Here is a 25,793-nt window from a genome sequence, read left to right as displayed (position 1 = left end):
GAGCAGCACCGGTGTTCTCCATCTGCCCTCCGCATGTGCCCTTCGACACGGCCGGATGTGGCCGCGCCGTGCCGAACGTAGACTCGTCGCGGACCCCGCCTCCTCCCGGATGCGGGGCTTGCGTGCTGCCTGTCCCGGCCGTCCGGAGACGCCGAGCGCGCCCCTGCCGCCTGCCGTCGTGAAGGACCCATGAAGCTCACCGGACTGCTCCCGCTGCTGCGCACCGACCCGGCCGTCGCCTCCGCCGTGGAGCTGGCGCACCAACCGGTGCTCGCGCCCGAGGTCAAGGTCACCGCCGCCCTGGGCGTGCGGGCCCCGCTGGTCACCGAGATCACGACGGGGGAGAAGGCCCGCCCGGTGGTCCTCGTGACCGCCACAGGCCGGGAGGCCGACGAGGCCGCCACCGCCCTGCGCAACTACCTCCCGGACGACGACGTCGCCGTCTTCCCCGCCTGGGAGACCCTGCCGCACGAGCGGCTGTCGCCGCGCAGCGACACCGTCGCCAAGCGCCTGGCCGTGCTCCGGCGCCTCGCCCACCCCACCGCGGGCGGGCAGTCGGGGCCCATCAGGGTGCTCGTCATGCCGGTGCGCGCGCTGCTGCAGCCGGTCGTCACGGGCCTCGGCGAGCTCGAGCCGGTGTCCCTGGAGGTGGGGCAGGAGGTCGACCTCGAGCAGGTCGCCGCGGACCTGGCCGCCGCGGCCTACACCCGCGTGGACATGGTGGAGCGGCGCGGGGAGTTCGCCGTGCGCGGCGGCATCCTCGACGTCTTCCCGCCCACCGAGGACCACCCCATGCGCATCGAGTTCTGGGGTGACACGGTCGAGGAGATCCGCTGGTTCGCCGTCGCCGACCAGCGCTCCCTCGAGCTGGCCGGGCACGGGCTGTGGGCCCCGCCGTGCCGCGAGCTGCTGCTCACCGACAAGGTCCGCGCCCGCGCGCTCGCGCTGGTGGAGGACCTGCCCGGCGCCGCGGACATGCTCGAGAAGATGGGGCACGGCATCGCGGTGGAGGGCATGGAGTCCCTGGCGCCCGCCCTCGTGGACGGCATGCAGCCGGTCCTCGACCTCGTGCCCGAGGGCTCCCTCGTGGCGCTCTCCGATCCCGAGCGCATCCGCCGGCGCGCCCACGACCTCGTCTCCACCACCGAGGAGTTCCTCGCCGCGGCCTGGGCCTCCGCCGCCCAGGGCGGCAAGACCCCGCTGGACCTGCGCGCCGCCTCCTTCGCCGACCTCGCCGAGGCCCGGGCGCTCGCCCTCACCCGCGGGCTCGGCTGGTGGTCGCTGTCCTCGCTGCCCACCGACGCCGGCCTCGCGGAATTCGCCGACGAGGACGCCGACGGCGACGGCGACGGCGCGGCAGGATCGGCGCTCGCGGTCGGCGCCCGGGACGTCGAGCGCTACAACGGCGACGTCGAGAAGGCCCTGAAGGATCTGGCTCAGCTCGTGCACGACGGCTGGCGGATCATCCTGGCCACCGAGGGCCCCGGCCCGGGCCGGCGCATGACCGAGCAGCTGACCGCCGCCGACGTGCCCGCCCGCATCGTCGACGAGATCGCCGAGGAGCCCCCGGCCTCCGTCGTGCTGGTGACGACGGCGAGCAGCGGCCGTGGCTTCGTCGCGCCCGGGCTGCGCCTCGCCCTGCTCTCCGAGGCCGACATCACCGGCCGCGCCGGCACCTCCACCCGGGACATGCGCCGCATGCCCTCGCGCCGCCGCAACGTCGTCGACCCTCTCGCGCTGCGCGCCGGGGACTACGTGGTGCACGAGCAGCACGGCGTCGGCCGGTTCGTCGAGCTCGTCCAGCGAACCGTCGGCGCGGGGCGGGACGCCACCACCCGCGAGTACCTCGTCATCGAGTACGCCAGCTCCAAGCGCGGCCAGCCGGGCGACCGGCTGTACGTCCCGAGCGACTCCCTGGACCAGGTCACCAAGTACACCGGCGGGGAGGCGCCCACGCTGAACAAGCTGGGCGGCTCGGACTGGGCGAAGACGAAGGCCAGCGCCAAGAAGGCCGTCAAGAAGATCGCCGCCGAGCTCATCCGCCTCTACGCCGCCCGCATGGCCACCAAGGGCCACGCCTTCCTGCCCGACACCCCCTGGCAGCGCGAGCTGGAGGAGGCCTTCCCGCACATGGAGACCCCCGACCAGCTCGTCACCATCGACGAGGTCAAGGCGGACATGGAGAAGCCCACCCCGATGGACCGCCTCATCAGCGGCGACGTCGGCTACGGCAAGACCGAGATCGCCGTGCGGGCGGCCTTCAAGGCCGTCCAGGACGGCAAGCAGGTCGCGGTGCTGGTGCCCACCACGCTGCTGGTCCAGCAGCACCTGGACACCTTCTCCGAGCGCTACGCGGGCTTCCCGATCACCGTCAAGGCGCTCTCCCGGTTCCAGACCGACGCGGAGGCCGCCGCCGTGCGCGACGGCGTCAGCAAGGGCACCGTCGACGTCGTCATCGGCACCCACCGCCTGCTCACCGGCGAGGTGCACTTCAAGGACCTGGGCCTGGTCGTCATCGACGAGGAGCAGCGCTTCGGCGTCGAGCACAAGGAGACGCTCAAGCAGCTGCGCACGAACGTCGACGTCCTGGCCATGTCCGCCACCCCGATCCCGCGGACCCTGGAGATGGCCATCACCGGCATCCGGGAGATGTCCACGCTGGCCACACCGCCGGAGGAGCGGCACCCCGTGCTGACGTTCGTGGGCGCCTACGAGGAGAAGCAGGTCGCCGCCGCGATCCGCCGGGAGCTGCTGCGCGAGGGCCAGGTGTTCTTCGTCCACAACCGCGTGCAGTCGATCAACAAGGCCGCCGCCCGCATCAACGAGCTCGTGCCCGAGGCCCGCGTGGCGGTGGCGCACGGGAAGATGAACGAGCACCAGCTCGAGAAGGTCATCCAGGACTTCTGGAACAAGGAGTTCGACGTCCTGGTGTGCACCACCATCGTCGAGACCGGCCTGGACATCTCCAACGCCAACACCCTTGTCGTCGACCGGGCCGACCAGCTCGGCCTGTCCCAGCTGCACCAGCTGCGCGGGCGCGTGGGCCGCGGCCGGGAGCGCGCGTACGCGTACTTCTTCTACCCGCCGGAGAAGCCGCTCACCGAGACGGCGCACGACCGCCTCGCGACCATCGCCGCACACACCGACCTGGGCGCGGGCATCCAGGTGGCGATGAAGGACCTGGAGATCCGCGGCGCGGGCAACCTGCTGGGCGGCGAGCAGTCGGGACACATCGCCGGGGTGGGCTTCGACCTGTACGTGCGGATGGTCTCCGACGCCGTCGCGGAGTACCGGGGCGAGAAGGAGACCGAGAAGGTCGACGTCAAGATCGAGCTGCCCATCGACGCCCACGTGCCGCACGAGTACATCGCCCACGAGCGGCTGCGCCTGGAGGCCTACGCCAAGATCGCCGCGGCCGGCGACGACGCCGCCATCGCCGCCGTGCGCGAGGAGCTCACCGACCGCTACGGCCCGGTGCCCGAGCCCGTCGAGCGGCTCTTCGCCGTCGCCGCCCTCCGGCAGAAGGCCCGCGCGGCCGGGCTGACGGACATCACCGCGCAGGGCAAGTACGTGCGGTTCGCGCCGGTCGAGCTGGCCGAGTCCGCCCAGCTGCGGCTCAAGCGGCTCTACCCCGGCACGGTGCTCAAGCCGGCGGTGCGCGCCGTCCTGGTGCCCTACCCGATGACGGCGCGGCTGGGCGGCAAGCCGCTCAAGGACGTCGCGCTCATGGAGTGGGTGGGCGAGCTCATCGACGGCGTGCTGGGCGGCTCCGTCGCCGCAGCAGCGGCGGTGGGCACCGCGGCGAAGTAGGCGACCGGACGCCCATCCGCGACGCCATCATCCTGTCCGCGGCGGTGCTCGCGTACCGCACCACCAACCAGCGCCTGCGCACCGCCAACGGCTTCACCTGGGGGCCGATCAAGAGGGTGGCGATCATCTTCGTCGGCATCCATCCTCGACACGTTGATCTTCTTCTAGTGTCCTGCGCCAGTAGTTCGTTGAAGAAGTCTTCGGAGTGAGTCGAGGATCTGTTCGGCCGTCTTGGTCCACACGAAGGGCTTGGGGTCCTCGTTCCAGGCCTTGACCCATGTGCGGATGTCGGCCTCGAGGGCCTGGACGCTGCGGTGGTCGGATCGCTGGAGGAGGTCGGCGGTGACGTAGGCGAAGAACCGCTCGACCTGGTTGATCCAGGAGGAGTAGGTGGGGGTGAAGTGCATGTGGAACCTCGGGTGCGCCTCAAGCCACTTCGTCACCGTCGGGTGCTTGTGGGTGCCGTAGTTGTCGCAGACCAGGTGCACGTCGAGATCGTCGGGGATCTGGTCGTCGATCTTGGTCAAGAACTTCTTGAACTCGCTCGCCCGGTGGCGCCGGTGGAGGCTGGAGATCACCGTGCCGTCGTCGATGTTGAGCGCCGCGAACAGGCTGGTGGTGCCGTGGCGGACGTAGTCATGGGTGCGTTTCTCGGGCATGCCGGGCATCATCGGGAACGCCGGCTGGGACCGGGCCAGCGCCTGCACCTGGGACTTCTCGTCCACGCACAGCACGACCGCGGCCTCGGGGGGATTGAGGTACAGCCCCACGATGTCGTAGACCTTCTCCACGAACAGCGGGTCGTTGGAGATCTTGAACCCCTCGGCCCGGTGCGGCTTGAGGTCGAACGCCCTCCAGATCCGCCCGATCGTGGACTTGCTCAGCCCGGTGCGCTCGGCCATCTTCGCCCGCGACCAGTGCGTCGCGTTCTTCGGCGTCGACTCCAAGGTTGCGACCACGACATCCTCGACCTGGTCGGCACTGATCACCGGGGGCCGTCCCGGCCGCGGCTCGTCACCGAGCCCATCGAGGCGTTGCTCGACGAACCTGGCCCGCCACTTGCCCACCGTGGCCGCCGCGCATCCCAACCGCGCCGCAACCGTCTTGTTGTCCAAGCCCTCCGCGCATGCCAGCACGATCCGCGCCCGCAGCGCCAGCGCCTGCGAGGACTTCGCCCGGCGCGACCACCTCACCAGCTGCGCGCGCTCGTCAGCGGACAAGACCAACTCGGCTTTGGGACGCCCAGAACGAGGCATACCCCAGTCTACGACTTATCCAGTGCATTTCTGGCGCAGGACATCTAGGAGACTGCTGAACAATGCGTGTCCCTGCCCGGTCTTGGTGTGCGGTTCGGGAACGCTTGGGGCATGCAGGGGCGAGCGAGAGATCAGCGGGATCTGTTCGACGCGGAGTCGATGGCCGGTGAGCTGCTTGAGCCGGGCAGCGTGTACGCGTTCTTGGCCGAGCACCGGCTGGCGTTGTTCCCGGAGGAGTTGTTCGCGGACCTGTTCCGCTCGGCGCGCGGGCGCCCGTCGGTGCCGGCGGACGTGGTCGCCACGGTGCTGGTGCTGCAGACGCTGAATGGGCTCTCGGACCGGGAGGCGGCCGAGGCGGTCACGTTCGACCTGCGGTGGAAGGCGGCGTGCGGTCTGCCGGTGCAGGCGCCGGCGTTCCATCCGACCACGCTGACGTACTGGTGCCGCCGCCTCGCCGCGAGCCGGCGGCCGTACCGGATCTTCGAGGCCGTGAACGCGGTGGTGATGGAGACCGGGATCCTGACGGGCAAGACCCAGCGGGCGCTGGACTCCACGGTGCTGGAGGACGCGGTCGCCACCCAGGACACCGTGACCCAGCTGATCGCCGCGATCCGCCGGGTCGCCCGCGAGGTCACCGGCGGCAAGAAGGCGGTCGCCGCGCACTGCACCCGGCACGACTACAGCTCGCCGGGTAAGCCACGGATCGCCTGGGACGACCCGGCCGCCCGCGACGAGCTCGTCTCGGCGTTGGTCACCGACGCGCTGGCGCTGCTGGACCACCTCGACGTCGATTCGCTGCCCGAGGACCAGGCGCAGGTCGTGGCGCTGCTGGCGGTGGTCGCCGGTCAGGACGTCGAGCCCGCCGAGGGCAGCGACGGCACCGACGGGCGCTGGCGCATCGCCCGCAAGGTGGCCTACGACCGGGTCATCTCCACCGTCGATCCCAGACCCGGCACGCCCACAAGACCGTCCATCAGCGCCGTAACGGGTTCAAGGCCCATGTCGTGGTGGAGCCGGCCACCGGGCTGATCACCACCACCAAGCTGACCAAGGCCGCCGGGACCGAGTCCGCCGACGGCGCGGTCGGCATCGACCTGCTCGCCACCGACACCACCCTGAGCCCCGAGACAACCGAGAGCACCGCGAGCCCGGAGAACCCCGAGAGCGCCGCGAGCCCGGAGAACCCCGAGAGCGCCGCGAGCCTCGAGGCCACGGAGGCCGGCGAGGCGCCCGTCGTCGCGCAGGTCCCGGTCGAGGTCCTCGCCGACTCCGCCTACGGCACCGGCGAGGCGCTGGCCGCCCTGGAGGCGGCCGGGCACACGGCGATCATCAAGCCCTGGCCGTTGCGCCCGGCCATCCCGGGCGGGTTCACGCTCGAGGACTTCACCGTCGACCCGGCCGCCGGCACCGTGACCTGCCCGAACGGGCTGACCCGGAAGATCAGCCCCAAGAACCGCGTGACGTTCGGGGCCGGCTGCCGCGGCTGCCCGCTCCGGGCGCGCTGCACCACCTCGACCAGAGGCCGCCAGCTCGACCTGCACCCCCACGAGGCGCTCCAGCGCGCCCACCGCGCCCGGGCCCAGCAGCCGGAGTTCCAGCAGACCTACCGCACCTGGCGGCCGATGGTCGAACGCTCCATCGCCTGGCTCACCCGCGGCAACCGCAAGGTCCGCTACCGCGGGATCGCCAAGAACGACCACTGGCTCCACCACCGCGCCGCCGCGATCAACCTCAAGCGGCTGCTCACCCTTGGCCTGCAGCGCACCGCCGGGGCCTGGGTGGTGGCCACGGCCTGAACGGCTGGACCACCGCCCCGGCCCGCACGGGCCCGCCAGGCGCATCATGGATCCGACGGGCAGGCCCGACCTCGACGTCCAGCCCAGCGCTGTGACCGCCGCGAGACGGCCGTGAGGCGACCTGCCCGCCCACGCTTCTGCTCACGCGGGTACAAGAACGCCGTCTTGTTCAGCAGCCTCCTAGCGGGGGCGCTGATCGCGTCCGTGACCCACCGGGGGAGGCTGCGGTGCCGCGCCCCACCAGGACCGACGTCCCGGGCGGCGCACCGGCTACCCCTACGATGGGACCCGGGTCACAGCACAGCCAGCCCGGAGCGCAGGCGCCCCGGGAGAACTCGGAGGTTCACCGGTGGGAACGCGCAGCTCCAGGTTTGTCGCCGTCCTCGGGATCATGGCCGCCGCGGGGGCCGTCGCCGGCTGCTCCGCGCAGCCGGGCACCGCCGGGGTGATCAACGGCGTGCGGATCACGGAGAGCGAGCTCAGCGACGCCACGCTCGAGTTCGAGGCCCTCACCGGCCAGGACACCGCGCCGTCCGCCGTCCTCACCACCCTGATGCTGGCCCAGGTCTTCCAGGAGGTCGGCCCCGAGCACGGCATCGCCTACACCGACGAGGAGGTCGCCGGCCTCTTCGAGCAGCAGGCGGCGCTCCAGGGCGCCGAGGTCCCGGAGGACGGCTTCTCCGAGGCGTTCATCGACCTGGGGCACTACCTCTTCGGCGTCACCGAGCTGCAGTCCAGCCCCGACGCGGCGGCCGTGGGGGAGAAGCTCTCGACGGCGATGAACGAGGCGGACATCGAGGTCAACCCGCGCTACGGCGAGGCCGTCCAGGGTGTCGTGACGCCCGTCGAGCACGACTGGATCGCCGCGCCGTAACAAGGCTGACCCGGGCCGCCCCGCTCGGCGCGGCCACCGATCCATGCCCGGCCTCCCGCCGCTCGCTGGCGCGGGATCTCGCCCGCGGACGCGGCTCGGCCGTCGCGCGGAGGCGCCCAGACAGCCGCGCCGGAGGTGCCCCGACAGCCGTGCGGAGGTGCCCGGCCATCGCGCGGTGGTGCCCACCTTTCTCGCCCGCTGAGGTGTCCACGGTCACACCGCCGCGATGCTCCGGCGGGCCGAATGGTCCCTCGCTGTCCCGGAATGCCCGTACTACCGTGGGCGGGTACCACTCCCACCGAATGAAGGAGTCCCCTGTGGCCAGCATCGAGGCCGTTGGCGCCCGCGAGATTCTCGACTCGCGCGGCAACCCCACCGTCGAGGTCGAGGTCGCGCTCGAGGACGGGACGGTCGCCCGGGCGGCCGTCCCCTCCGGCGCCTCGACCGGCGCGTTCGAGGCCGTCGAGCGCCGTGACGGCGACAAGTCCCGCTACCTGGGCAAGGGTGTGCAGAACGCGGTCGACGCCGTGATCGACACGGTCGCCCCGGAGATCCTGGGCTTCGACGCCACCGAGCAGCGGATCATCGACCAGACCCTCATCGACCTGGACGGCTCGGCCAACAAGGGCAAGCTCGGTGCCAACGCGATCCTCGGTGTCTCGCTCGCCGTCGCCAAGGCGGCCGCCGAGTCCGCCGGCCTGCCGTTCTTCCGGTACGTGGGCGGCCCGAACGCCTACCTGCTGCCCGTGCCGATGATGAACATCCTCAACGGCGGCTCCCACGCCGACTCCAACGTGGACATCCAGGAGTTCATGGTCGCCCCCGTCGGCGCCCCGAGCTTCAAGGAGGCCCTGCGCTGGGGCGCGGAGACCTACCACGCGCTGAAGTCCGTGCTCAAGGACCGCGGCCTGGCCACCGGCCTGGGCGACGAGGGCGGCTTCGCCCCGAACCTCGAGTCCAACCGCGCGGCGCTCGACCTCATCCTGGTCGCCATCGACAAGGCCGGCTTCAAGCCGGGCGAGGACATCGCCCTGGCCCTGGACGTCGCCTCCACGGAGTTCTTCTCCGACGGCGCCTACCAGTTCGAGGGCAAGGCCACCTCTCCGGCGGACATGATCGCCTACTACGAGCGTCTCATCGCCGACTACCCGCTGGTCTCCATCGAGGACCCGCTGAGCGAGGACGAGTGGGAGAGCTGGGCCCAGCTGGTCGCCGAGGTCGGCAGCCGCGTGCAGATCGTCGGCGACGACCTGTTCGTCACCAACCCCGAGCGCCTCGCGAAGGGCATCGAGCTCAGGGCCGCGAACTCCCTGCTGGTCAAGCTCAACCAGATCGGTTCCCTCACCGAGACGCTCGACGCCGTCACCCTCGCCCAGCGCAACGGCTTCACCGCGATGGTCTCCCACCGCTCCGGCGAGACCGAGGACACCACCATCGCCGACCTGTCCGTGGCGGTGAACGCCGGGCAGATCAAGACCGGCGCCCCGGCCCGCGGCGAGCGGATCAGCAAGTACAACCAGCTCCTGCGCATCGAGGAGGAGCTCGACGACGCCGCGGTGTACGCCGGCCGCAGCGCCTTCCCGCGCGCGGCCCGCTAGGCCCCGCAGCCGCAGGAACCGCAGCCGCAGGAACCGCAGCCGCAGGAACCGCAGCCAGGAGCCGCGGGGTGTGAGACTCACGCCCCGCGGCTCCCGGCGTATCCGGGCGCCATGGGAGACGATGAGGACTATGAGTGCCCGCCGTCCGACCGCGCCCCGCACGGGGCGCGCGTCCCGTCAGGCCGGTGCGCCGGGGCGGGGGAGCGCCGCCCGGGCCGGCGGCAGGGCGACGGACGGCAAGCCGAAGCCCGCGGCCGGCGGTGACGCGACCGGCGCGCCGAGACGTCCCGCCGGCAGCGCGAGCACCGCGAGGACGACGCCCGCGGCCAAGGCGGCGTCGACCCGCAAGAGCCCGGCCGCCGGTAGCGCGTCCGCCGGGGCCGGCACCAGGAGGGCGGGGACCCCGGCCCGCGGCGGGACGACCGCTCCGCGCGGCCGCCGGACCGGCTCCGCAACCGGCGCCTCGGGGGAGCGTCGCGCCGTCGTCTTCACGGTGGGCGACGATGACGCGCCCAGCCCCGCCATCTCCCTGCGGGCCCTGGGCCTGCTCATCGTCGCGCTCGTCGCGTTCGCCGTGCTGGCGCCCACGCTCCGGTTCGCCGTCGCCCAGCAGGAGCAGCTGCGCACCCTCAACGCGCAGGTGGCCGAGGCCACCGAGCGCAACGGCGAGCTCGAGGAGCAGCTGGCGCTGTGGCAGGACCCCCGGTACGTCCAGTCCCAGGCGCGCGACCGGCTCGGCTACGTCATGCCGGGGGAGACCCCGTACGTCGTCGTCGACCCCGAGACCGTGACCGGCGGGGAGAGCGAGGCGGAGGCCGAGGCCGAGGAGCGCGCCGCGGCGCGGGCGGCGGCGACGCCGTGGTACCTCGCCGCGTGGGACTCGGTGAACGTGGCGGGCCGCTCGGCCACCGGCGAGGAGGACCCCTCGGGCCTCACGGTGCCCGCCGAGCCGGAGACGCCCGCGGGGCCGTCGGCGCCCGCGGCTCCGGTGGCGCCCGTGGACCCGGGGGCGCCGGCGGAGTGACCTAGGGTGGAGCGCCGGGACGTCGAGCACGAGGAGAACCGTGGACACCACCGTCACCGCGCGTGACCTGGAGGTGCTGGAAGAGCAGCTCGGCCGCGTGCCCCGCGGCGTCGTCGGCATCGCGGCCCGCTGCGTGTGCGGCCGGCCCACGGTGGTGCGCACCGCGCCGCGGCTCGACGACGGCACGCCCTTCCCGACGACGTACTACCTCACCTGCCCGCCCGCCGTGAAGGCGGTCAGCACGCTCGAGGCGGAGCACGTGATGGAGGGGATGAACGAGCGCCTGGGCACCGACCCCGACCTGGCCGAGCGGTACCGGCGCGCGCACGAGGACTACCTGGCCCGGCGCGCCGAGCTCGGCGAGGTCCCGGAGATCGCCGGCGTCTCGGCCGGCGGCATGCCCACCCGCGTTAAGTGCCTGCACGCCCTGCTGGGGCACACGCTCGCCGTCGGCGAGGGGATCAACCCCTTCGGTGACGAGACGCTGCGGCTGCTCGAGGGCATGTGGAGCCCGCGCCGCTGCTCCTGCTGACCCCAGGCCCTCGGCGGGCTCGCCGGAGGATCAGCCCTCGGGCTCGGTGACGTCCGCCACCCGCGCGTCCAGCGTGCGCACCAGCTCGTCCGCGTCCACCGTGGCGGCGACGCCGTGGGCGCCCGCGCCGATCGACACGGTGCCGGCGATGCACGCGTCGGCGATCACCGGCCACGCGGTCGTCGCGCCGAACGGCGTGATCGTGCCCCGCTCGTAGCCCGTGACCTCCTTGGCGGTGGCGGCGTCGGGCATGGAAATGCGGTTGACGCCCAGGAGCGAGCGCAGCTTCGGCCACGAGATCGTCCGCCCGCCGGGCACCAGCACGAAGAGATAGTCGCCCTCGCCGCGGCGCACCACGATCGTCTTGACGATCGCCGAGGGCTCCACCCCGCGCGCCGCCGCCGCCTCCGCGAGGGAGGAGACGCGGCCGTGCCGCGTGATCTCGAAGCCGATCCCGGACCCCTCCAGCGCCGTGACGGCGGCCTGCTCGCTCATGGTCCCCACCCTAGGAGCACCGCACGCTGGGCCGGCGGGCGCCCGCGGTGCGGGTCGCGTGCGGAGGCCGCCCGCCCGGGCTCTGCCGGCCGCCGGTGACCTTGCCCACGGCGGACGGCGCCCGCGCGGCCGCGCCACCGGGCCGTGGCAGGGTGGTCCCGTGACTCGGGTAGCTGCCATCGACTGTGGGACGAACTCCATCCGCCTGCTCATCGCCGACGTCGGGCCCGCCGGCTCCTCGCCGCGGCTGACGGACGTCCTGCGGCGCATGGAGGTGGTCCGGCTCGGGCAGGGCGTGGACCGCACCGGCCGGCTGGACCCGACGGCCCTGGCCCGCACCCTCGACGCCGCCCGCGGCTACGCGCGGCTCTGTGAGGAGCACGGCGTCGAGCGCACCCGCTTCGTGGCGACGTCGGCCACGAGGGACGCCGCGAACCGCCAGGACTTCGTCGACGGCGTGCGCGAAGCCCTCGGCGTCGAGCCCGAGGTCATCACCGGCGAGGAGGAGGCGGCGCTGAGCTTCGCCGGGGCCGCCAGCGTCATCGACCCCGCCGTGCGGCCGGGGCCGTACCTCGTGGTGGACATCGGGGGCGGCTCGACCGAGCTCGTGCTCGGCGACGGCGTGCCCCTGGTGTCGTACTCGATGGACGTCGGGTGCGTGCGGCTCACCGAGCGGCACCTCCTGGACGACCCGCCCAGCGAGGCGCAGCAGGAGGCGGCCCGGGCGGACGTGCGCACCATGCTCGACGCCGCGGCCGCCGTCGTCCCGCTGGGGCGGGCGCGCACCCTCGTCGGCCTCGCCGGCTCGGTCACCACGGTGACCGCGCACGCCCTGGGGCTGCCCGCCTACGACCCGCACGCCATCGACGGCGCGGCGCTGCCCGTGGCCACCGTGCTGGCCTCATGCGCCGCGCTGCTCGGGGCGGACCACGCCGAGCGTGCCGCGATGGGGTTCATGCACCCCGGCCGCGTGGACGTCATCGGGGCCGGCGCGCTGGTGTGGTCGGAGGTGATCACCCGCGTCCAGGCCGAGGTGGCCGCCGGCGGCGGGTCGCTGGCGACCGTGGTGACCAGCGAGCACGACATCCTCGACGGCATCGCCCTGTCGGTCGCCGCCTGAGCGCGCCGTCGTCCACGCGGGCGCGGCCGCGCGCCGCGCACCCCGGGCATGCGGCAGGATGGATGGGCGGCGCCCGGACGGTGCGCGGACCTGGTCCGACCATGCGGCCGCGCCCCCATAGCCCAACTGGCAGAGGCAGCCGGCTTAAACCCGGCGCAGTACGGGTTCGAATCCCGTTGGGGGCACGTGTCTCCCCAGGTCGGGCCCGAGGAGCCACCGCGAGCCGGCCGTTATCTGACCGGCCGTCAGCAACCGTGGCGAGCGTCACGGCCCGTTTCGCCCGTTTCCGCCTAGAGGGTCCTCCGGACGGCTCCTACGATGGCCGCATGGCTTCCTTCCTGCGCACTGCCGCCGTCACCACCTCCGTGGCCGCTCTCGCCGGTGCCGGCGCCTACGCCGCCAAGGCACTCGCCCCGCGCTCGGAGGACGCGCGCCCGGTGATCCACGGCGGCCGCACGCCCCGGATCCTCATCGTCGGTGGTGGCTACATCGGGCTGTACACCGCCTCCACCCTGCGCAAGCACCTCGGCCGCGCCGACGCGGAGATCGCCGTGGTGGACCCGCGCCCCTACATGACCTACCAGCCCTTCCTGCCCGAGGCCGCGGCCGGCTCCATCGAGCCGCGCCACGTCGTGACCTCGCTGCGCCGCGAGCTCAAGGGCACCTCGGTGCTCAACGGCAACGTCGTCGAGATCCGCCACGCCGAGCGCAAGGCCGTCATCAAGCCGCTGACCGACGACCCGGCCTACGAGGTCACCTACGACCACCTCGTCGTCGGCGTCGGCTCCGTCGCCCGCGCCCTGCCCATCCCCGGCCTTGCGGAGAACGCGATCGGCTTCAAGCACATCGAGGAGGCCACCGCGCTGCGCAACCGCGTGCTCAACCAGCTCGCGATGGCCGCCTCGACCTGGGACGCCGACGAGCGCAAGCGCATGCTGACCTTCGTCTTCGTCGGTGGCGGCTTCGCCGGCATCGAGGCGATCGGCGAGGTCGAGGACATGGCCCGCGCGGCCACGGAGGAGTACGACTCCATCGAGCCCGAGGACCTGCGGTTCGTCATCGTCGAGGGCGCCGGCCGGATCCTGCCCGAGCTGGGCGAGGAGCTCGGCGGCTACGCCCTCGAGCAGCTGCGCGAGCGCGGCGTCGAGATCCACCTCAACACCTTCCTCAACTCCTGCGTCGACGGGAAGGTCGAGCTGTCCACCGGCGAGAAGTTCGAGGCCGACACCATCGTGTGGACCGCCGGTGTGAAGCCGAACCCGATGCTCGGCGACACCGACCTGTCGCTCGACGAGCGCGGCCGCGTCCGCGTCAACGCCGCCCTGCAGGTGGTCAGGGAGGACGGCACCGTCGTCGAGGGCGCCTGGTCCGCCGGCGACTGCGCCGCGGTCCCGGACCTCACCAAGGGCCCGGGGGAGTACTGCGGCCCCACCGCCCAGCACGCCGTCCGCCAGGGCAAGCAGCTCGGCAAGAACCTCGCCCACGTCCTCATGGGCGAGCAGCCCGAGGAGTACCGCCACGAGAACGTCGGCACGGTGGCCTCGCTCGGCCTGTACAAGGGCGTCGCCCAGATCAAGGGCTACAAGTTCCGTGGCCCGCTCGCCTGGTTCATGCACCGCGGCTACCACGTGATGGCCATGCCGTCCTTCGAGCGCAAGGTCCGCATCCTCTCCGACTGGACCGAGGCGATCTTCTTCCGCCGCGAGCTGGTCTCCCTGAGCGCGCTGTCCACCCCGCGCGCCGCCTGGGAGGAGGCCGTGGCCTCCGGCAAGAAGCCCGTGCCCGCGCCGACCGGCGACAAGGCAGCGGTGCTGCAGGGCGGCAAGCAGCCGTCCGGCAAGCAGTAACCAGCACCTCGCGCGCGAAGGCGCCGGCCCGGCGGGCCGGCGCCTTCGGTGTTTCCCGGGCGCGGCCGGCTCCCGGGCGCCCTCAGCACCGGGGTCGGCCATCCGGTCCGCGGGGCCGGCGGCCGGGCGCCACGGGGAGCTCCCGCGGCGCCCGGCGGCGCGGACCGGCGCTCGTGGTCAGGCGTCGCGCCTGCGCAGCGCGATCGCCCCGGCCGCCAGCGCGACCACGGCGTAGGCGCCGACGACGGCCACGCCCTGCCAGGCGCTGAGCGCGTCGTTGGCGCCGAAGAACTCGCTGATGCCCAGGAACGCCATGGCGGCGGGCAGGGGTAGGTAGTTCAGGGCGTCCTGCACCCACTCGATGTTGACGAACTGCAGGATCATCGGCAGAAGCATGAGCAGCACCAGCACCGCGGTGATGGTGCCCGCGGTGTGCCGCAGGACGGCGCCCAGGCCCAGCGCGACCAGCGCGCTGGCCACGAAGAAGAACGCCATGCCGCCGAACGCCTGCCAGGTGAGCGGGTCGTCGAGCGCCGGCACGAGGTCGTGGTCGCCGAGGAAGGGCATGCTGATGAGGTAGGCGGCGGCCAGGCTGACGACGCTGACCACCACGGTCACCACGACCAGCGCGAGGGCCTTGGCGGCGAGCACCGGCAGGCGCGTGGGCACCGCGGCGAAGGTGGAGCGGATCATGCCCGAGGTGAACTCGCCGGTGATCAGCAGCGCGCCGAGGACGGCGATCGTCACCATGCCGAACTGGTAGCCGCCGATGACGAGCTCGGCCCCGTGGAGCTCCGCGCCGCCGAGGGTGTTCGGGTCCTCGAGCAGGAACCCGACGGACGCGGCCTGGGCCAGCGCCAGGAGCGCCATGACGGCGACGGTGATGCCGAGCGTCCACCACGTGGAGCGCAGCGAGAGCAGCTTGATCCACTCGCCGCGCATGACGCCGGCGAAGGTCAGGCGTCCGAGCGGCTCCCGGCGGGCGGCCCGTTCGCGGACGGCGGGCGCGGTGGTCGTGTCGGTGGTCATCGGGTTTCGCCCTCCAGAGCGACGGGGGTGGTCTCGGTGCGGTACTCGACCGCGTCCTGGGTCAGGCTCATGTAGGCGTCCTCCAGGCTCGCCCGCTGCGGGGTGAGCTCGTGCAGGACGATCTGGTGCACGGCGGCCAGCTCGCCCACCTGCTCGGCCGTGACGCCGCGCAGCTCCAGCACGCCCGCCTCGGTCGAGGACACGGTGGCCCCGGCCGTCTGGACGAGCGTGGCCAGGTCGGCGGCGCGCGGGGAGCGCACCCGCACCGTCGTCGCCGTGGCGCCGTCGATGACGTCCTGCACCGGGCCCGCGGTGATGATGCGGCCCTTGCCGATGACGAGCAGCTGGTCCGCCGTCTGCGCCATCTCGCTCATGAGGTGCGAGGAGAGGAAGACGGTCCGGCCCTCGCCGGCCAGGTGGCGCACCAGGGTGCGCACCCACACCACGCCTTCGGGGTCGAGCCCGTTGACCGGCTCGTCGAGGATGAGCGTGCGGGGGTCGCCCAGCATGGCCGCGGCGATGCCCAGGCGCTGACCCATGCCGAGGGAGAAGCCGCCGACGCGCTTGGTCGCCACGGCCCGCAGCCCGGTCATCTCGATGACCTCGTCCACCCGCCTCGAGGAGAGGCCGTGCGTGGCGGCCAGGGTCCGCAGGTGCGAGCGGGCGCTGCGACCGGGGTGGACCGCCTTGGCGTCGAGCAGCGCGCCGACCTCCGTCAGGGGCGAGCGGTGCTGCGCGTACGGCTTGCCGTTCACGGTCACCGTGCCCGACGTCGGCCTGTCGAGCCCGACGATCATCCGCATGGTGGTGGACTTCCCGGCGCCGTTCGGGCCGAGGAAGCCGGTGACCGTGCCGGGCGGGATGGTGAAGCTGATGCGGTCGACTGCGGTCTTCGCGCCGTAGCGCTTGGTGAGGTCGTGCGCCTCGATCATGGGGACCTTTCCTGGTGGGCAGTGCGGTGTGCCGCAGGGCACTGAACCGGCGTGCTGTGGCCACGCTATGGCCCTGCCACCTGCGAAGGGATCGGCGCTGGGGGTGATTGTGGGACCCGGTCCGGCTCCGTCGCGGAGCGGAGGCTCCTCATCCTCGGGGAGTAGAGGACGGCCGTCGGGGAGTAGGCGACGCCCCGCGGGGAACCACCATCGGCCGGCGAGGCGCGCCGGCGAGGAGTGGCACGGCACCCGCGGCTCCGGCCCGCACTTCGCGAGCGGATTGCGCCACAAAAGGGGCGCGTGGGGCGCGGCGGCAGACGGCGATCTGCGCTGACGCCTGTGCCGGAGTCACACCAGCACCATTTGTGGCGCGATCCGGGCGGACCGGCACGTTCGTCCCGTCGGCGACGAGCGGCGCGCCGGGAACTTCTGCCTATATCGTCCCGTTATGCCAGTAGCAGGAGTTTTCTTCGGCGGGACCTGACGCCCGTACGATGAGGATCGGCCAGCGACAACGGCCCCGTCCGGCCACGGACGACGGGTCGCGACCAGGAGGCAGCACCGTGAGCAATCCCGTCTTCGAAAGCAGTCCCTACTTCGGCAAGAACGCGCAGCGGACACCGAAGGGCTACCCGACCTACCCCGGCTACACCCCTGGTGGTCAGGCGGGGACCACCTACGCAGGCCAGCAGCCCTACGCCCCCTCGCAGCCGTACGGCTACCAGCAGCCATCGGCCGGCCGGGCGGACGACCTCGAGGCCGCCTACCGGCGCCCGGCGGCCGCCCCGGCGGACACCGGCCGCATGACCTACGACGACGTCATCGTCAAGACGGCGGTGGTCCTCGGCCTCATCGTGGTCGCAGCGGCGTTCAACTGGGTCGTCATGGGCGCCAACATGGCGCTCACCATCGGCGGTGCCCTGGTCGGCCTCGTGCTCGGCCTCGTCAACGCGTTCAAGCGCGAGCCCAGCCGCGGCCTGATCCTCGGCTACGCAGTCGCCGAGGGCCTCTTCCTCGGCGGGATCTCCGCCGTCTTCAGCGCCAGCTACGAGGGCATCGTCCTCCAGGCCGTGCTCGGCACGATGGCGACCTTCGTGGCCGCGCTCCTGCTGTTCAGCTCGGGCAAGGTCCGCGTCACGCCCAAGCTCACCAAGTTCGTCCTGATCGCGCTCGTCGGCTACGCGCTCTTCTCGCTGGTGAACATCGTGCTGATGTGGACCGGCGTGACCGGCGACCCGTGGGGGCTGCGCGGCGCCACCCTGATGGGCATCCCGCTCGGCCTGCTGCTTGGCCTGTTCGCCGTCGGGCTGGCGGCCTTGTGCCTGATCATGGACTTCGACGCCATCAAGCGTGGCGTGGAGCAGGGGATCCCGGGCCGCTTCGCCTGGTCCGCCGCCTTCGGCCTGGCCGTGACCCTGGTGTGGCTGTACATCGAGTTCCTGCGTCTGCTGGCCATCCTGCGCGGCAGCGACTGACCTCGCGTCAGACGAGAAGCGGCGGCCGTCCCCTCGGGGGCGGCCGCCGCACTTTCGCCGGTGGTGGCTACTCGACCCCGACCACGTCGACGACGAACACCAGCGTGTCGGTGCCCTTGATCCCGGCCTGGGGCACGCCACGCGGGCCGTAGCCGTGCTCCGGCGGGATGGACAGCAGCACACGGGAGCCGATCTGCTGGCCCACCAGGCCGTCGTCCCACCCGCCGATGACCACGCCCATCCCGATCGGGAAGGAGATCGTGTCGCCCCGGTCGTAGGAGTTGTCGAAGACGTGACCGCCCCAGGTCTGGCCGAGGTAGTGCACCACGATGGTGTCACCCGCCCGGACGGCGTCGCCGTCGCCCTGCTCGAGCACCTGCACCTGCAGGCCCTCCGGGGCGGGGGTGGCGGGGAAGGTCAGCTCCGGCTTGTCGCCGAAGCCGCCGCTGGCGCTGGGGAGCTCGCTCATGGCGTCCTCTCGTCTCGGTGTGCCCGACGGCCGCCGGGCTGTCGCCACCCTACGTTCGATGCCGCCCCGTCCGCGCCGGCGGTGGCCGGGGCGGGAGGCCTGCGCCTGGTGTCGGCGGCACGCACGAGGGCTCGGGCCCGGTCAGGGTTCGCCGTGCGCGCCGTGGCCCGCCGGGTGGAGCGGATGGAGGGGCTGGCGCGCCGGGGCGTGCGGGTCTTCCGCATGGCCGTCACCGACGACGCCTCCGTCGTCGCCGGGATCGAGCGGCGGTCCCCCGAACCCCGGCCGTCGCGGCAGCCAGCCGGCCGCGCCCTGCCTCCGGTCAGCCCGCCGCTGGCGGGGCGACGTCGACCTGCGCCGGCGCGACGTGCTGGGCGGGGATGAGCCCCACGGGGCACGTCATCCCGTTCGGCCCGTGGTTGCAGTACCCGTTGGGGTTCTTGTGCAGGTACTGCTGGTGGTAGTCCTCGGCGTAGTAGAACGGCCCGGCGCCGCGCTCTCCGTCGGCGTCCGCGAACGGGCGGACCTCGGTGGAGATGGTGCCGTGGCCGTGCTCGGTGAGCACCTCCTGGAACGCGTCCCTGGTGGCCCGGGCCGCCTGCTCCTGGCCGGCGGTCGTCCAGTAGATGCCCGAGCGGTACTGCGTGCCGATGTCGTTGCCCTGCCGGTTCGGCGTCGTGGAGTCGTGGTTCTCCCAGAACGCCTTGAGCAGCAGCTCGGGGGAGGTCCGCGCGGGGTCGTAGACCACCTGCACCCCCTCGGTGTGCCCGGTCAGGCCCGTGCACACCTCCTCGTACGTGGGGTTCGGCGTGTAGCCGCCGAGGTAGCCGGCCGCGGTGGAGACGACCCCGGGCAGCCGCCAGAAGATCCGCTCGGCGCCCCAGAAGCAGCCCATCGCGACGTACAGCACCTCCGCGCCCGCCGGCCACGGCCCCTGCAGCGGGGTGCCGAGCACCTCGTGGGTGCGGGGCACGGCGAAGGCGGGCGCCGGCCGGCCCGGCAGGGCCTCGTGCGGCGTCACCATCTGGGTCCTGCGGCCAAGTCCGAACATCGCTTCTCCTCCTACGTGCGTCCGGCGAGGTCAACGCCGCGCGCCGCGCGGTTCTTCCCCGGGCGCCGGCCAGGATCTCACGGCGTCCGGGCCGTAGGGTGACCACAGGATCTCCGCGCCACGCCGACCCGATCGAGGGGACATGCCCGACCTCAACGCCTCCTGGCTCGCCCGCCTGAGCGCCACGCGCCAGGAGCCCCCGCAGGGCGACTCCGTCCGTGCCCGCCGCGGGACGGAGCGGGCCGCCGTCTCCGCCCGCACCCGGACGGACCCCGCCGAGGCGGTGCCGTGGTCCGTCCGGGCGATGGCCGCCTGGTCGTGGCGCGTGCTGGTCATCGTCGCAGCCGGCGCGGCGGTCGTCTACGCCGTCATCACGTTCCAGACCGTGGTCGTCTCGTTCCTCGCGGCGCTGCTCCTCGCGGTGCTGCTGGAGCCGTTCGCGGGCTGGCTGCGCCGACGCCTGCACTTCCCGCGGGCGTTGGCCTCCCTGACGGCGATCCTCGCGGCGGTCGTGTTCGTCGGTGGGCTGCTCGTGCTGGCGGGGCGCTCCATCTACAACGGCTTCGGCGAGCTGGCCGACCGGGCGGTGCAGGGCTTCAACGAGCTGACGGCCTGGCTTGCGGAGGGGCCGCTGGGCATCTCCGAGGACCAGATCGACCAGTGGATGAGCCAGCTCACCGACCAGGTCCGGGCGAACTCAGACGTGCTGGTCTCCGGCGTCGCCAACGTCACCGGCTCGGTGACGACGGTGGTCACCGGCGCGCTCATCGCGGTGTTCTGCCTCTTCTTCTTCCTCAAGGAGGGGCGGCGGATCTGGCAGTGGTTCGTCCGGCTCGCCCCGCGCACGGCCCGGGAGCGCATCAACGAGTCCGGCATCCGCGCGTGGGTGACGCTGGGCGGCTACGCCCGCACCCAGATCCTCGTCGCCTTCGTCGACGCCGTGGGCATCGCCCTGGGCGCGATCATCCTCGGCATCCCACTCGCCCTGCCGATCGGCGTGCTGGTCTTCCTGGGCGCGTTCATCCCGATCGTGGGCGCCCTGCTGTCGGGGACGGTGGCCGTGCTGGTCGCCCTCGTGGACCAGGGCCTCGTGACCGCCGTGATCATGCTGCTGATCGTGCTGGCGGTGCAGCAGATCGAGGGCAACCTGCTCCAGCCCTGGCTGCAGAGCAACGCCCTGGCGCTGCACCCCATCGCGATCCTGCTCGCCGTGACCGCCGGTACCGGCATCGCCGGCATCCTCGGCGCCCTGTTCGCCGTGCCCGTGGTCGCGGTGCTGAACACCGTGGTGCTCTACCTGCACGGCCACGACAAGTACCCCCAGCTCGCCACGGACCTCAACCGGCCCGGCGGTCCACCCGGCGCCGTCACCTCCGCCATCGAGGAGGACTACGCCCACATGGGCGAGGAGGTCGGGATGCTCGAGGACCTGGACGCTCAGGCGCCCACCTTCGGGCGCGGCGAGGCCGCGGCGCGGGGCGGCGAGGCCGCCGACCGGGCCGGTGAGCCCGGCGCGCCGGACGGGAACCGATGAGCGTCCGCGCGGCGTTCGGCCTGGCCACGTTCCAGGACGCGGCGCGGGTCCTCGAGCCGGTGGTGCACCGCACCCCGGTGGAGCACTCCACGACGCTCTCGGGCCTGGTCGGCGCCCCGGTGTGGCTCAAGACGGAGAACCTCCAGCGCACCGGGTCGTTCAAGATCCGGGGCGCGTACGTGCGCATGACCCGGCTGAGCGCGGAGGAGAAGGCGCGCGGCGTCGTCGCCGCGTCGGCAGGCAACCACGCCCAGGGCGTCGCGCTCGCGGCGCGCGAGCTGGGCATCTCCGCCCGGATCTTCATGCCGGTCGACGCCGCGCTGCCCAAGGTCGCGGCGACCCGCGGCTACGGCGCCGAGGTGGTCCTGGCGGGGGAGGACCTCACCGCCTGCCTGGACGCCGCGGCGCAGGAGGTGGCTCGGACCGGCCGGGCGTTCATCCACCCCTACGACCACCCGGACATCGTCGCCGGGCAGGGCACGATCGGCCTGGAGATCCTCGAGCAGGTGCCGGGCGTGCGCACCATCGTCGTCCCGACCGGCGGCGGCGGGCTGCTCGCCGGCGTCGCCGCCGCCGTGCACGCCGTCGACCCGGGCGTGGCCGTCGTGGGCGTGCAGGCCGAGGCGGCCGCCGCCTACCCCGCCTCGCTGGCGGAGGGCCGCCCGGTGCCGCGCACCGGCCTGCACACCATGGCCGACGGCATCGCCGTCGGCATGCCGGGGGAGGTGCCGTTCCGGCTCGTCGCCGAGCACGCCAGGGAGGTGCGCACCGTCACCGAGGAGCAGCTCTCCCGCGCGGTGCTGCACGTCGTGGAGCGCGCCAAGCTCGTCGTCGAGCCGTCCGGCGCGGCGGGGGTCGCGGCCGTGGCCGCCGACCCGCACGCCTTCGCCGGCCCGGTGGCCGTCATCCTCTCGGGCGGAAACGTCGACCCGCTGGTGCTGTTGCGCATCATCCGGCACGGCATGTCGGCCGCCGGGCGCTACCTGCAGATGCGGGTGCTGGTCCAGGACGCCCCGGGCAGCCTCGCGGCGTTGCTTCACGAGCTCGCCGCCAGCGGCGGCAACGTCGTCAACGTCGAGCACAGCCGCACCGCGGCCGGTCTGGGCGTGGACGAGGTGGAGATCTCCGTGGAGCTGGAGACCAAGGGTCCCGAGCACTGCGAGAGCGTCCTGGAGGCGCTGCGGCGCCGGGGCTACACGATCGTCCGGCCCTGACGCCTGGCCCCCGGCGGCCCGTCCCGCCCTACGCCGCCGGCCCGGCCCGTCCGGGGCCACGGACGCCGACGGCGGCCCGCCCCCCTCGTCGGGAGCGGGCCGCCGTCGTTTGCTCAGCCCTGGAAGGGCTTGACCTCGCCGATCTTCACCTCGATGCGCGAGCCGTTCGGCGCCTCGTAGCTGGCGGTGTCACCGGACGTCTTGCCGACGAGCGCCGCGCCCAGCGGGGAGTGCTCGGAGTAGACCTCGATGTCCAGCCCCGGGGCGGCCTCGCGCGAGCCCAGCAGGAAGGTGCGCTCCTTGCCGGCGATGGTGGCGGTGACCACCATGCCCGGCTCGACGACGCCGTCGTCCGCCGGGGCCTCGCCGACCTGGGCGTTGCGCAGCAGCGCGGTGAGCTGCTGGATGCGGCCCTCCTGCTTGGCCTGCTCCTCGCGGGCGGCGTGGTAGCCGCCGTTCTCCTTGAGGTCCCCCTCCTGGCGCGCGGCGTCGATCTTCTGCGCGATCTCCGCGCGCCCCTTGGTCGTCAGGTACTCAAGCTCAGCGCTCAGTCGGTTGTACGCGTCCTGGGTGAGCCAGGTGGTGGTCGCCTGCGTCACGGCTCCTCCTCCACAAAATGGTCAAGCCCCGGACGCACGTGCGGCCGAGGCTAGGGGATGTCTCCGCCCGGGCGCTCGAACCTCGCGCGCCGCTCCGGGGCGGCGTGTAAAGCAACCAGTATACCCAACCGCGCCGCCCGGCTCGGGAGAACCGCGCCACAGTCGCCCGGCGCCGCTGCGCCAGACCGCCTGGATCAGGGTTCCTCGACGAGCTCGCAGCTCGTCACGCTGCCCGTGGTGGCCAGCTCCGTCGTCGTCACGTCGGCCTGGTGGCTGGTGATCTCTTCGCGGACCGGACCCACCACCACCTCCCGGAAGCCGACCTCCGTGAAGCCCTCGTTGAGGGCGGTCAGCGTGCAGCGCACGGTGCTGCCCGGCTCGGCGATGACGTTGAACCGCACGGTGGCGCGGGTCGGGTCGTGCACCGTGAAGCCGAGGTTCTCCATGTTCACGCCGGGCCTGGACAGGCTCACCACCTGCAGCGCCAGGGCGCCGACGGCGAGGAGGACGGCTGCGGCGACGGCCAGCGCCAGGACGGGGCGCCCGCCGGAGGCGCCCCCGTACCGCGCGGCCATGATCGCCGGGTCGACCCCGGGACGGTTGGAGCCGGGGGCTGCGGGGCTGGTGGGCACTGCTCGTCCTTCCTGCGGACCGGCGCTCGCCCCAGGCGGGGCGTCGCGGACGGTCCGTCGATGCGAGACCATTGTCCCTGGTATTCCCGAGCCCACACGCCACCGGCGGCCCGGCGCGGCCCGCGGGGACGTGAAGGAGGAGCAGTTGACAGATCACGCGCTACGGCTCATGGCCGTGCACGCCCACCCCGACGACGAGTCCAGCAAGGGTGCCGCGACGATGGCGCGGTACGCCGCCGAGGGCGACCGGGTGCAGGTGGTGACCTGCACCGGCGGGGAGCGCGGCGACATCCTCAACCCCAGGCTCGAGGGCCGGACCGACATCCTGCGGGACATGGCCGGCTACCGGCGCCGGGAGATGGCCGCCGCGGCCACCGCCCTCGGGGTGGAGCAGGTCTGGCTCGGCTTCGTCGACTCCGGCCTGCCCGAGGGCGACCCGCTGCCCCCGCTGCCGGAGGGCTGCTTCGCGCTGCAGCCCCTGGACGTCACGGTCGGGGCGCTGGTCCGGCAGATCCGCCAGTTCCGGCCGCACGTGATGACCTGCTACGACGAGAACGGCGGCTACCCGCACCCCGACCACATCATGAGCCACAAGGTGGCCGTGGCTGCCTACGACGCCGCCGCCGACCCGGACGCCTACCCCGAGGCGGGGGAGCCGTGGGCCGTGCAGAAGCTCTACTACGACGTGTCCTTCTCCGTGACCCGCATCGAGGCCGTGGACGGCGAGCTGCGCCGCCGCGGGCTGGCCTCGCCGTTCGACGGCTGGCTGACCGCGCGGGGGGACCGGCCCCGGCGCCGGGCCACCGCCCGCATCGAGTGCGCGGCGTACTTCCCGCGCCGCGACGAGGCGCTGCGGGCCCATGCCACTCAGATCGACCCCGACGGGTTCTTCTTCGCCGTGCCGCGGGACATCGAGGCGGAGGTGTGGCCGTTCGAGGAGTTCGAGCTCGCCCGCACCCGCGTGCCCGTGGCCGACGCCCTGGAGGACGACCTGTTTTACGGCGTGATCACGTCGGGCCTGCCCGTCGCCGGCGGCCGGCCCGCGGACCTTCCGCTGCCGCACGCCGGGGCGCCGCGGGAGGCCGACGCGCCCGGTCGTGAGCGGGCCGCTGCGCGGGCCCGCGCGGACGCCGAGGGCGGCGAGGATGGCAGGGTGGGGGCATGACGCCGTTCCCGGCCCTCACGGCCCAGTCGCCCGCCCCCCAGCCCACCGAGATGGAGCTGTGGGAGGTCACCCCGGGTATCGAGGGGTTCTTCTGGGGCTTCTTCCTGCTCGCCATCATCGTGATCCCGCTGTTCATCTCGATGAACCGGCACATGCGGAAGGTGGACCACAACGAGCGGCTGCGCCGGCAGGCCGAGGAGGCCGCCCAGGAGCGGCAGGGGCCGGCGGACGACCCGCGCGTCATCGACGCCCAGCCGCCGGGGCCGGCCGGGCCGGCGGCGCTGGAGGCCGGGCCGGCCGCGCCGTCGTTCGGCGAGGGCGCCCCGGGCGGGGAGGCGACGGCGGGCGAGGGCGCCCCGGGCGGGGAGGCGACGGCGGGCGAGGGGACCCACGCGGACGACGCCGGCCCGAAGCGCTCGCGCGACCAGGGCACCTCCGCCGGTCCGGCCGCGAGATGATCAGGCGCCGAGGTCGGCCCACGCCGAGCGGGGACCTCGGTGGCCACCACGGCGAGGGGCCGGCTGTCCGGCTCACGCCGGCGGAGCGGTGCCCCGCCTGACGCCCCGGCAGGGGCCGGGGCGTCAGGCGCCGTGGGCCGAGAGGTACACCGCGACGTAGTGGCAGCCGTAGCCGACCACTGTGCCGACGTGGAAGAGCTCGTGGAAGCCGAACCACCGCGGGCTCGGGTTCGGCCGCTTCAGCGCGTAGGCCACCGCCCCCAGCGTGTACGCCAGGCCGCCGGCCGCCACCAGCCACACGATGGCCGGGCCGCCGGTGCGCCAGAACGCCGGCAGGAACCCCACGGCCACCCAGCCCAGGGCGACGTAGATCGGCACGTAGACCCACCGCGGGGCCGCGAGCCAGACCAGCCGCGCGGCGATGCCCAGCACGGCGCCGATCCACACCACGGCCAGCAGCACGGTCGCGGTCCGGCGGTCCAGCAGCAGGACAGCCAGCGGCGTGTAGGTGCCGGCGATGAGCAGGAAGATGTTGGAGTGGTCCAGCCGGCGCAGCACCGCCGCCGCGCGGGGGGACCAGGTGCCGCGGTGGTACACGGCCGAGGTGCCGAAGAGCACGACCGCGGTCAGGGCGAAGACGGCGGTGGAGGCCCGGGCGGCCGTGGTGGGCGCCAGGGCGACGAGCACGACGCCCGCGACGAGCGCCACGGGTGCGGTGCCGGCGTGGATCCACCCGCGCAGCCGCGGCTTGACGAGGTTGGCCAGGGCCTCGACCGGCCCGTCGCCGTCGACGGTGGCCGGGCTGGGATCGGGCGCCATGTCTGACCTCCGGGTCGGTCGGTGCGGGTCGTGCGCGCCGGGCGGGCCGCCGCGCGGAGGAGCG

At 73.4% G+C, this 25,793-nt stretch carries 23 protein-coding genes, 1 tRNA gene and 2 pseudogenes; 16 read left to right on the top strand and 10 right to left on the bottom strand.

The window, feature by feature from the left end; genetic code table 11:
• Positions 1-189: 189 nt before the first annotated feature.
• Together mfd and ACF0H8_RS17825 are read left to right on the top strand one after the other, a co-directional pair.
• The gene (gene mfd, locus ACF0H8_RS17830; protein WP_395290215.1) at positions 190-3,810 is read left to right on the top strand and encodes a transcription-repair coupling factor; all 3,621 of its coding nucleotides are present in this window, start codon (positions 190-192) and stop codon (positions 3,808-3,810) included.
• Positions 3,732-4,019, top strand: coding sequence for a sodium:proton antiporter (locus ACF0H8_RS17825; RefSeq protein WP_395290214.1), 288 nt, complete (start codon positions 3,732-3,734; stop codon positions 4,017-4,019). The genes mfd and ACF0H8_RS17825 overlap by 79 nt, the downstream gene beginning before the upstream one ends.
• Here ACF0H8_RS17825 and ACF0H8_RS17820 read toward each other — a convergent pair.
• Entirely contained in the window at positions 3,975-5,066 is a 1,092-nt protein-coding gene (locus ACF0H8_RS17820) for an IS630 family transposase (RefSeq protein WP_395289000.1), read from the bottom strand. The genes ACF0H8_RS17825 and ACF0H8_RS17820 overlap by 45 nt on opposite strands.
• Before the next feature lie 111 nt (positions 5,067-5,177).
• On the opposite strand from ACF0H8_RS17820, the pseudogene ACF0H8_RS17815 reads away from it, so the two are divergent.
• The 4 genes and pseudogenes from ACF0H8_RS17815 to eno all read left to right on the top strand — a co-directional run.
• Positions 5,178-6,178 (top strand): annotated as a pseudogene (locus ACF0H8_RS17815) (transposase); the annotation flags it as partial.
• A 135-nt stretch (positions 6,179-6,313) separates the two neighbouring features.
• Positions 6,314-6,862, top strand: a pseudogene (locus tag ACF0H8_RS17810) (transposase); the annotation flags it as partial.
• A 349-nt stretch (positions 6,863-7,211) separates the two neighbouring features.
• Positions 7,212-7,736, top strand: a complete 525-nt coding sequence (locus ACF0H8_RS17805) for a hypothetical protein (RefSeq protein WP_395290213.1) — start codon at positions 7,212-7,214, stop codon at positions 7,734-7,736.
• Between the two features lie 317 nt (positions 7,737-8,053).
• The gene (gene eno / locus ACF0H8_RS17800; RefSeq protein WP_395290212.1) at positions 8,054-9,334 is read left to right on the top strand and encodes a phosphopyruvate hydratase; all 1,281 of its coding nucleotides are present in this window, start codon (positions 8,054-8,056) and stop codon (positions 9,332-9,334) included.
• Between the two features lie 177 nt (positions 9,335-9,511).
• Here the strand turns inward: eno and ACF0H8_RS17795 are convergent, their stop codons facing one another.
• Positions 9,512-9,826, bottom strand: coding sequence for a hypothetical protein (locus tag ACF0H8_RS17795; protein WP_395290211.1), 315 nt, complete (start codon positions 9,824-9,826; stop codon positions 9,512-9,514).
• A 1-nt stretch (position 9,827) separates the two neighbouring features.
• On the opposite strand from ACF0H8_RS17795, the gene ACF0H8_RS17790 reads away from it, so the two are divergent.
• Together ACF0H8_RS17790 and ACF0H8_RS17785 are read left to right on the top strand one after the other, a co-directional pair.
• Positions 9,828-10,358, top strand: coding sequence for a septum formation initiator family protein (locus ACF0H8_RS17790; RefSeq protein WP_395290210.1), 531 nt, complete (start codon positions 9,828-9,830; stop codon positions 10,356-10,358).
• Between the two features lie 40 nt (positions 10,359-10,398).
• Positions 10,399-10,890 carry a DUF501 domain-containing protein gene (locus ACF0H8_RS17785; RefSeq protein WP_395290209.1) on the top strand — a complete coding sequence of 164 codons (492 nt, stop codon included), beginning with the start codon at positions 10,399-10,401 and terminating at the stop codon, positions 10,888-10,890.
• Between the two features lie 30 nt (positions 10,891-10,920).
• On the opposite strand, the gene ACF0H8_RS17780 is transcribed toward ACF0H8_RS17785, so the two are convergent.
• Positions 10,921-11,385: an aminoacyl-tRNA deacylase gene (locus ACF0H8_RS17780; protein WP_395290208.1), complete on the bottom strand. Its 465-nt coding sequence runs from the start codon at positions 11,383-11,385 to the stop codon at positions 10,921-10,923.
• A 160-nt stretch (positions 11,386-11,545) separates the two neighbouring features.
• On the opposite strand from ACF0H8_RS17780, the gene ACF0H8_RS17775 reads away from it, so the two are divergent.
• The 3 genes from ACF0H8_RS17775 to ACF0H8_RS17765 all read left to right on the top strand — a co-directional run bounded on the left by ACF0H8_RS17775 (position 11,546) and on the right by ACF0H8_RS17765 (position 14,352).
• Positions 11,546-12,505, top strand: coding sequence for an exopolyphosphatase (locus tag ACF0H8_RS17775; protein ID WP_395290207.1), 960 nt, complete (start codon positions 11,546-11,548; stop codon positions 12,503-12,505).
• A gap of 111 nt (positions 12,506-12,616) precedes the next feature.
• A tRNA-Leu gene (locus ACF0H8_RS17770) sits at positions 12,617-12,690 on the top strand.
• Between the two features lie 141 nt (positions 12,691-12,831).
• On the top strand, positions 12,832-14,352 hold the full coding sequence (locus tag ACF0H8_RS17765; RefSeq protein WP_395290206.1) for an NAD(P)/FAD-dependent oxidoreductase: 1,521 nt from the start codon (positions 12,832-12,834) through the stop codon (positions 14,350-14,352).
• 177 nt (positions 14,353-14,529) lie between these two features.
• Here ACF0H8_RS17765 and ACF0H8_RS17760 read toward each other — a convergent pair whose 3' ends face one another.
• Both ACF0H8_RS17760 and ACF0H8_RS17755 read right to left on the bottom strand, forming a co-directional pair.
• Positions 14,530-15,381: an ABC transporter permease subunit gene (locus ACF0H8_RS17760; RefSeq protein WP_395290205.1), complete on the bottom strand. Its 852-nt coding sequence runs from the start codon at positions 15,379-15,381 to the stop codon at positions 14,530-14,532.
• Positions 15,378-16,313: an ABC transporter ATP-binding protein gene (locus ACF0H8_RS17755; protein ID WP_395290204.1), complete on the bottom strand. Its 936-nt coding sequence runs from the start codon at positions 16,311-16,313 to the stop codon at positions 15,378-15,380. Before ACF0H8_RS17755 ends, ACF0H8_RS17760 begins: the two co-directional genes overlap by 4 nt.
• Positions 16,314-16,876: 563 nt before the next feature.
• Between ACF0H8_RS17755 and ACF0H8_RS17750 the strand changes: the two genes are divergently transcribed.
• Positions 16,877-17,788, top strand: coding sequence for a Bax inhibitor-1/YccA family protein (locus ACF0H8_RS17750; protein WP_395290203.1), 912 nt, complete (start codon positions 16,877-16,879; stop codon positions 17,786-17,788).
• A 67-nt stretch (positions 17,789-17,855) separates the two neighbouring features.
• Here ACF0H8_RS17750 and ACF0H8_RS17745 read toward each other — a convergent pair whose 3' ends face one another.
• Positions 17,856-18,257, bottom strand: coding sequence for an FKBP-type peptidyl-prolyl cis-trans isomerase (locus ACF0H8_RS17745; protein WP_395290202.1), 402 nt, complete (start codon positions 18,255-18,257; stop codon positions 17,856-17,858).
• Positions 18,258-18,579: 322 nt separating this feature from the next.
• Positions 18,580-19,308 carry a peptide-methionine (S)-S-oxide reductase MsrA gene (msrA, locus tag ACF0H8_RS17740; protein ID WP_395290201.1) on the bottom strand — a complete coding sequence of 243 codons (729 nt, stop codon included), beginning with the start codon at positions 19,306-19,308 and terminating at the stop codon, positions 18,580-18,582.
• Positions 19,309-19,450: 142 nt separating this feature from the next.
• On the opposite strand from msrA, the gene ACF0H8_RS17735 reads away from it, so the two are divergent.
• Positions 19,451-20,842 (top strand): AI-2E family transporter, encoded by a 1,392-nt coding sequence (locus ACF0H8_RS17735; RefSeq protein ID WP_395290200.1) that lies wholly within the window; start codon positions 19,451-19,453, stop codon positions 20,840-20,842.
• Positions 20,839-22,056: a threonine ammonia-lyase gene (gene ilvA, locus ACF0H8_RS17730; protein WP_395290199.1), complete on the top strand. Its 1,218-nt coding sequence runs from the start codon at positions 20,839-20,841 to the stop codon at positions 22,054-22,056. The genes ACF0H8_RS17735 and ilvA overlap by 4 nt, the downstream gene beginning before the upstream one ends.
• Positions 22,057-22,169: 113 nt before the next feature.
• Here the strand turns inward: ilvA and greA are convergent, their stop codons facing one another.
• Positions 22,170-22,655 carry a transcription elongation factor GreA gene (gene greA / locus ACF0H8_RS17725; RefSeq protein WP_395290198.1) on the bottom strand — a complete coding sequence of 162 codons (486 nt, stop codon included), beginning with the start codon at positions 22,653-22,655 and terminating at the stop codon, positions 22,170-22,172.
• A 194-nt stretch (positions 22,656-22,849) separates the two neighbouring features.
• Entirely contained in the window at positions 22,850-23,287 is a 438-nt protein-coding gene (locus ACF0H8_RS17720) for a DUF4307 domain-containing protein (RefSeq protein ID WP_395290197.1), read from the bottom strand.
• A gap of 145 nt (positions 23,288-23,432) precedes the next feature.
• On the opposite strand from ACF0H8_RS17720, the gene mca reads away from it, so the two are divergent.
• Positions 23,433-24,452: a mycothiol conjugate amidase Mca gene (gene mca, locus ACF0H8_RS17715; protein WP_395290196.1), complete on the top strand. Its 1,020-nt coding sequence runs from the start codon at positions 23,433-23,435 to the stop codon at positions 24,450-24,452.
• Positions 24,449-24,910, top strand: a complete 462-nt coding sequence (locus ACF0H8_RS17710) for a hypothetical protein (RefSeq protein WP_395290195.1) — start codon at positions 24,449-24,451, stop codon at positions 24,908-24,910. The genes mca and ACF0H8_RS17710 overlap by 4 nt, the downstream gene beginning before the upstream one ends.
• Before the next feature lie 123 nt (positions 24,911-25,033).
• Here ACF0H8_RS17710 and ACF0H8_RS17705 read toward each other — a convergent pair whose 3' ends face one another.
• Positions 25,034-25,729, bottom strand: a complete 696-nt coding sequence (locus ACF0H8_RS17705; RefSeq protein WP_395290194.1) for a hemolysin III family protein — start codon at positions 25,727-25,729, stop codon at positions 25,034-25,036.
• Positions 25,730-25,793 lie beyond the last annotated feature (64 nt).

This window comes from Georgenia sp. AZ-5 (assembly GCF_043952095.1).
In the GTDB taxonomy this organism is placed as follows: Bacteria; Actinomycetota; Actinomycetes; order Actinomycetales; family Actinomycetaceae; genus Georgenia.
The sequence above is the reverse complement of the archived record's forward strand: the minus strand, read 5'-3'. Positions and strand labels throughout refer to the sequence as shown.

Bases quoted from the DNA above. Each gene is read 5' to 3' on its own strand.
- ACF0H8_RS17780 (WP_395290208.1), bottom strand. From the start codon at position 11,385: ATGAGCGAGCAGGCCGCCGTCACGGCGCTGGAGGGGTCCGGGATCGGC.
- ACF0H8_RS17760 (WP_395290205.1), bottom strand. From the start codon at position 15,381: ATGACCACCGACACGACCACCGCGCCCGCCGTCCGCGAACGGGCCGCC.
- ACF0H8_RS17745 (WP_395290202.1), bottom strand. From the start codon at position 18,257: ATGAGCGAGCTCCCCAGCGCCAGCGGCGGCTTCGGCGACAAGCCGGAG.
- ACF0H8_RS17705 (WP_395290194.1), bottom strand. From the start codon at position 25,729: ATGGCGCCCGATCCCAGCCCGGCCACCGTCGACGGCGACGGGCCGGTC.
- mfd (WP_395290215.1), top strand. From the start codon at position 190: ATGAAGCTCACCGGACTGCTCCCGCTGCTGCGCACCGACCCGGCCGTC.
- ACF0H8_RS17735 (WP_395290200.1), top strand. From the start codon at position 19,451: ATGCCCGACCTCAACGCCTCCTGGCTCGCCCGCCTGAGCGCCACGCGC.
- ACF0H8_RS17765 (WP_395290206.1), top strand. From the start codon at position 12,832: ATGGCTTCCTTCCTGCGCACTGCCGCCGTCACCACCTCCGTGGCCGCT.
- ilvA (WP_395290199.1), top strand. From the start codon at position 20,839: ATGAGCGTCCGCGCGGCGTTCGGCCTGGCCACGTTCCAGGACGCGGCG.
- ACF0H8_RS17755 (WP_395290204.1), bottom strand. From the start codon at position 16,313: ATGATCGAGGCGCACGACCTCACCAAGCGCTACGGCGCGAAGACCGCA.
- ACF0H8_RS17710 (WP_395290195.1), top strand. From the start codon at position 24,449: ATGACGCCGTTCCCGGCCCTCACGGCCCAGTCGCCCGCCCCCCAGCCC.
- msrA (WP_395290201.1), bottom strand. From the start codon at position 19,308: ATGTTCGGACTTGGCCGCAGGACCCAGATGGTGACGCCGCACGAGGCC.
- ACF0H8_RS17820 (WP_395289000.1), bottom strand. From the start codon at position 5,066: ATGCCTCGTTCTGGGCGTCCCAAAGCCGAGTTGGTCTTGTCCGCTGAC.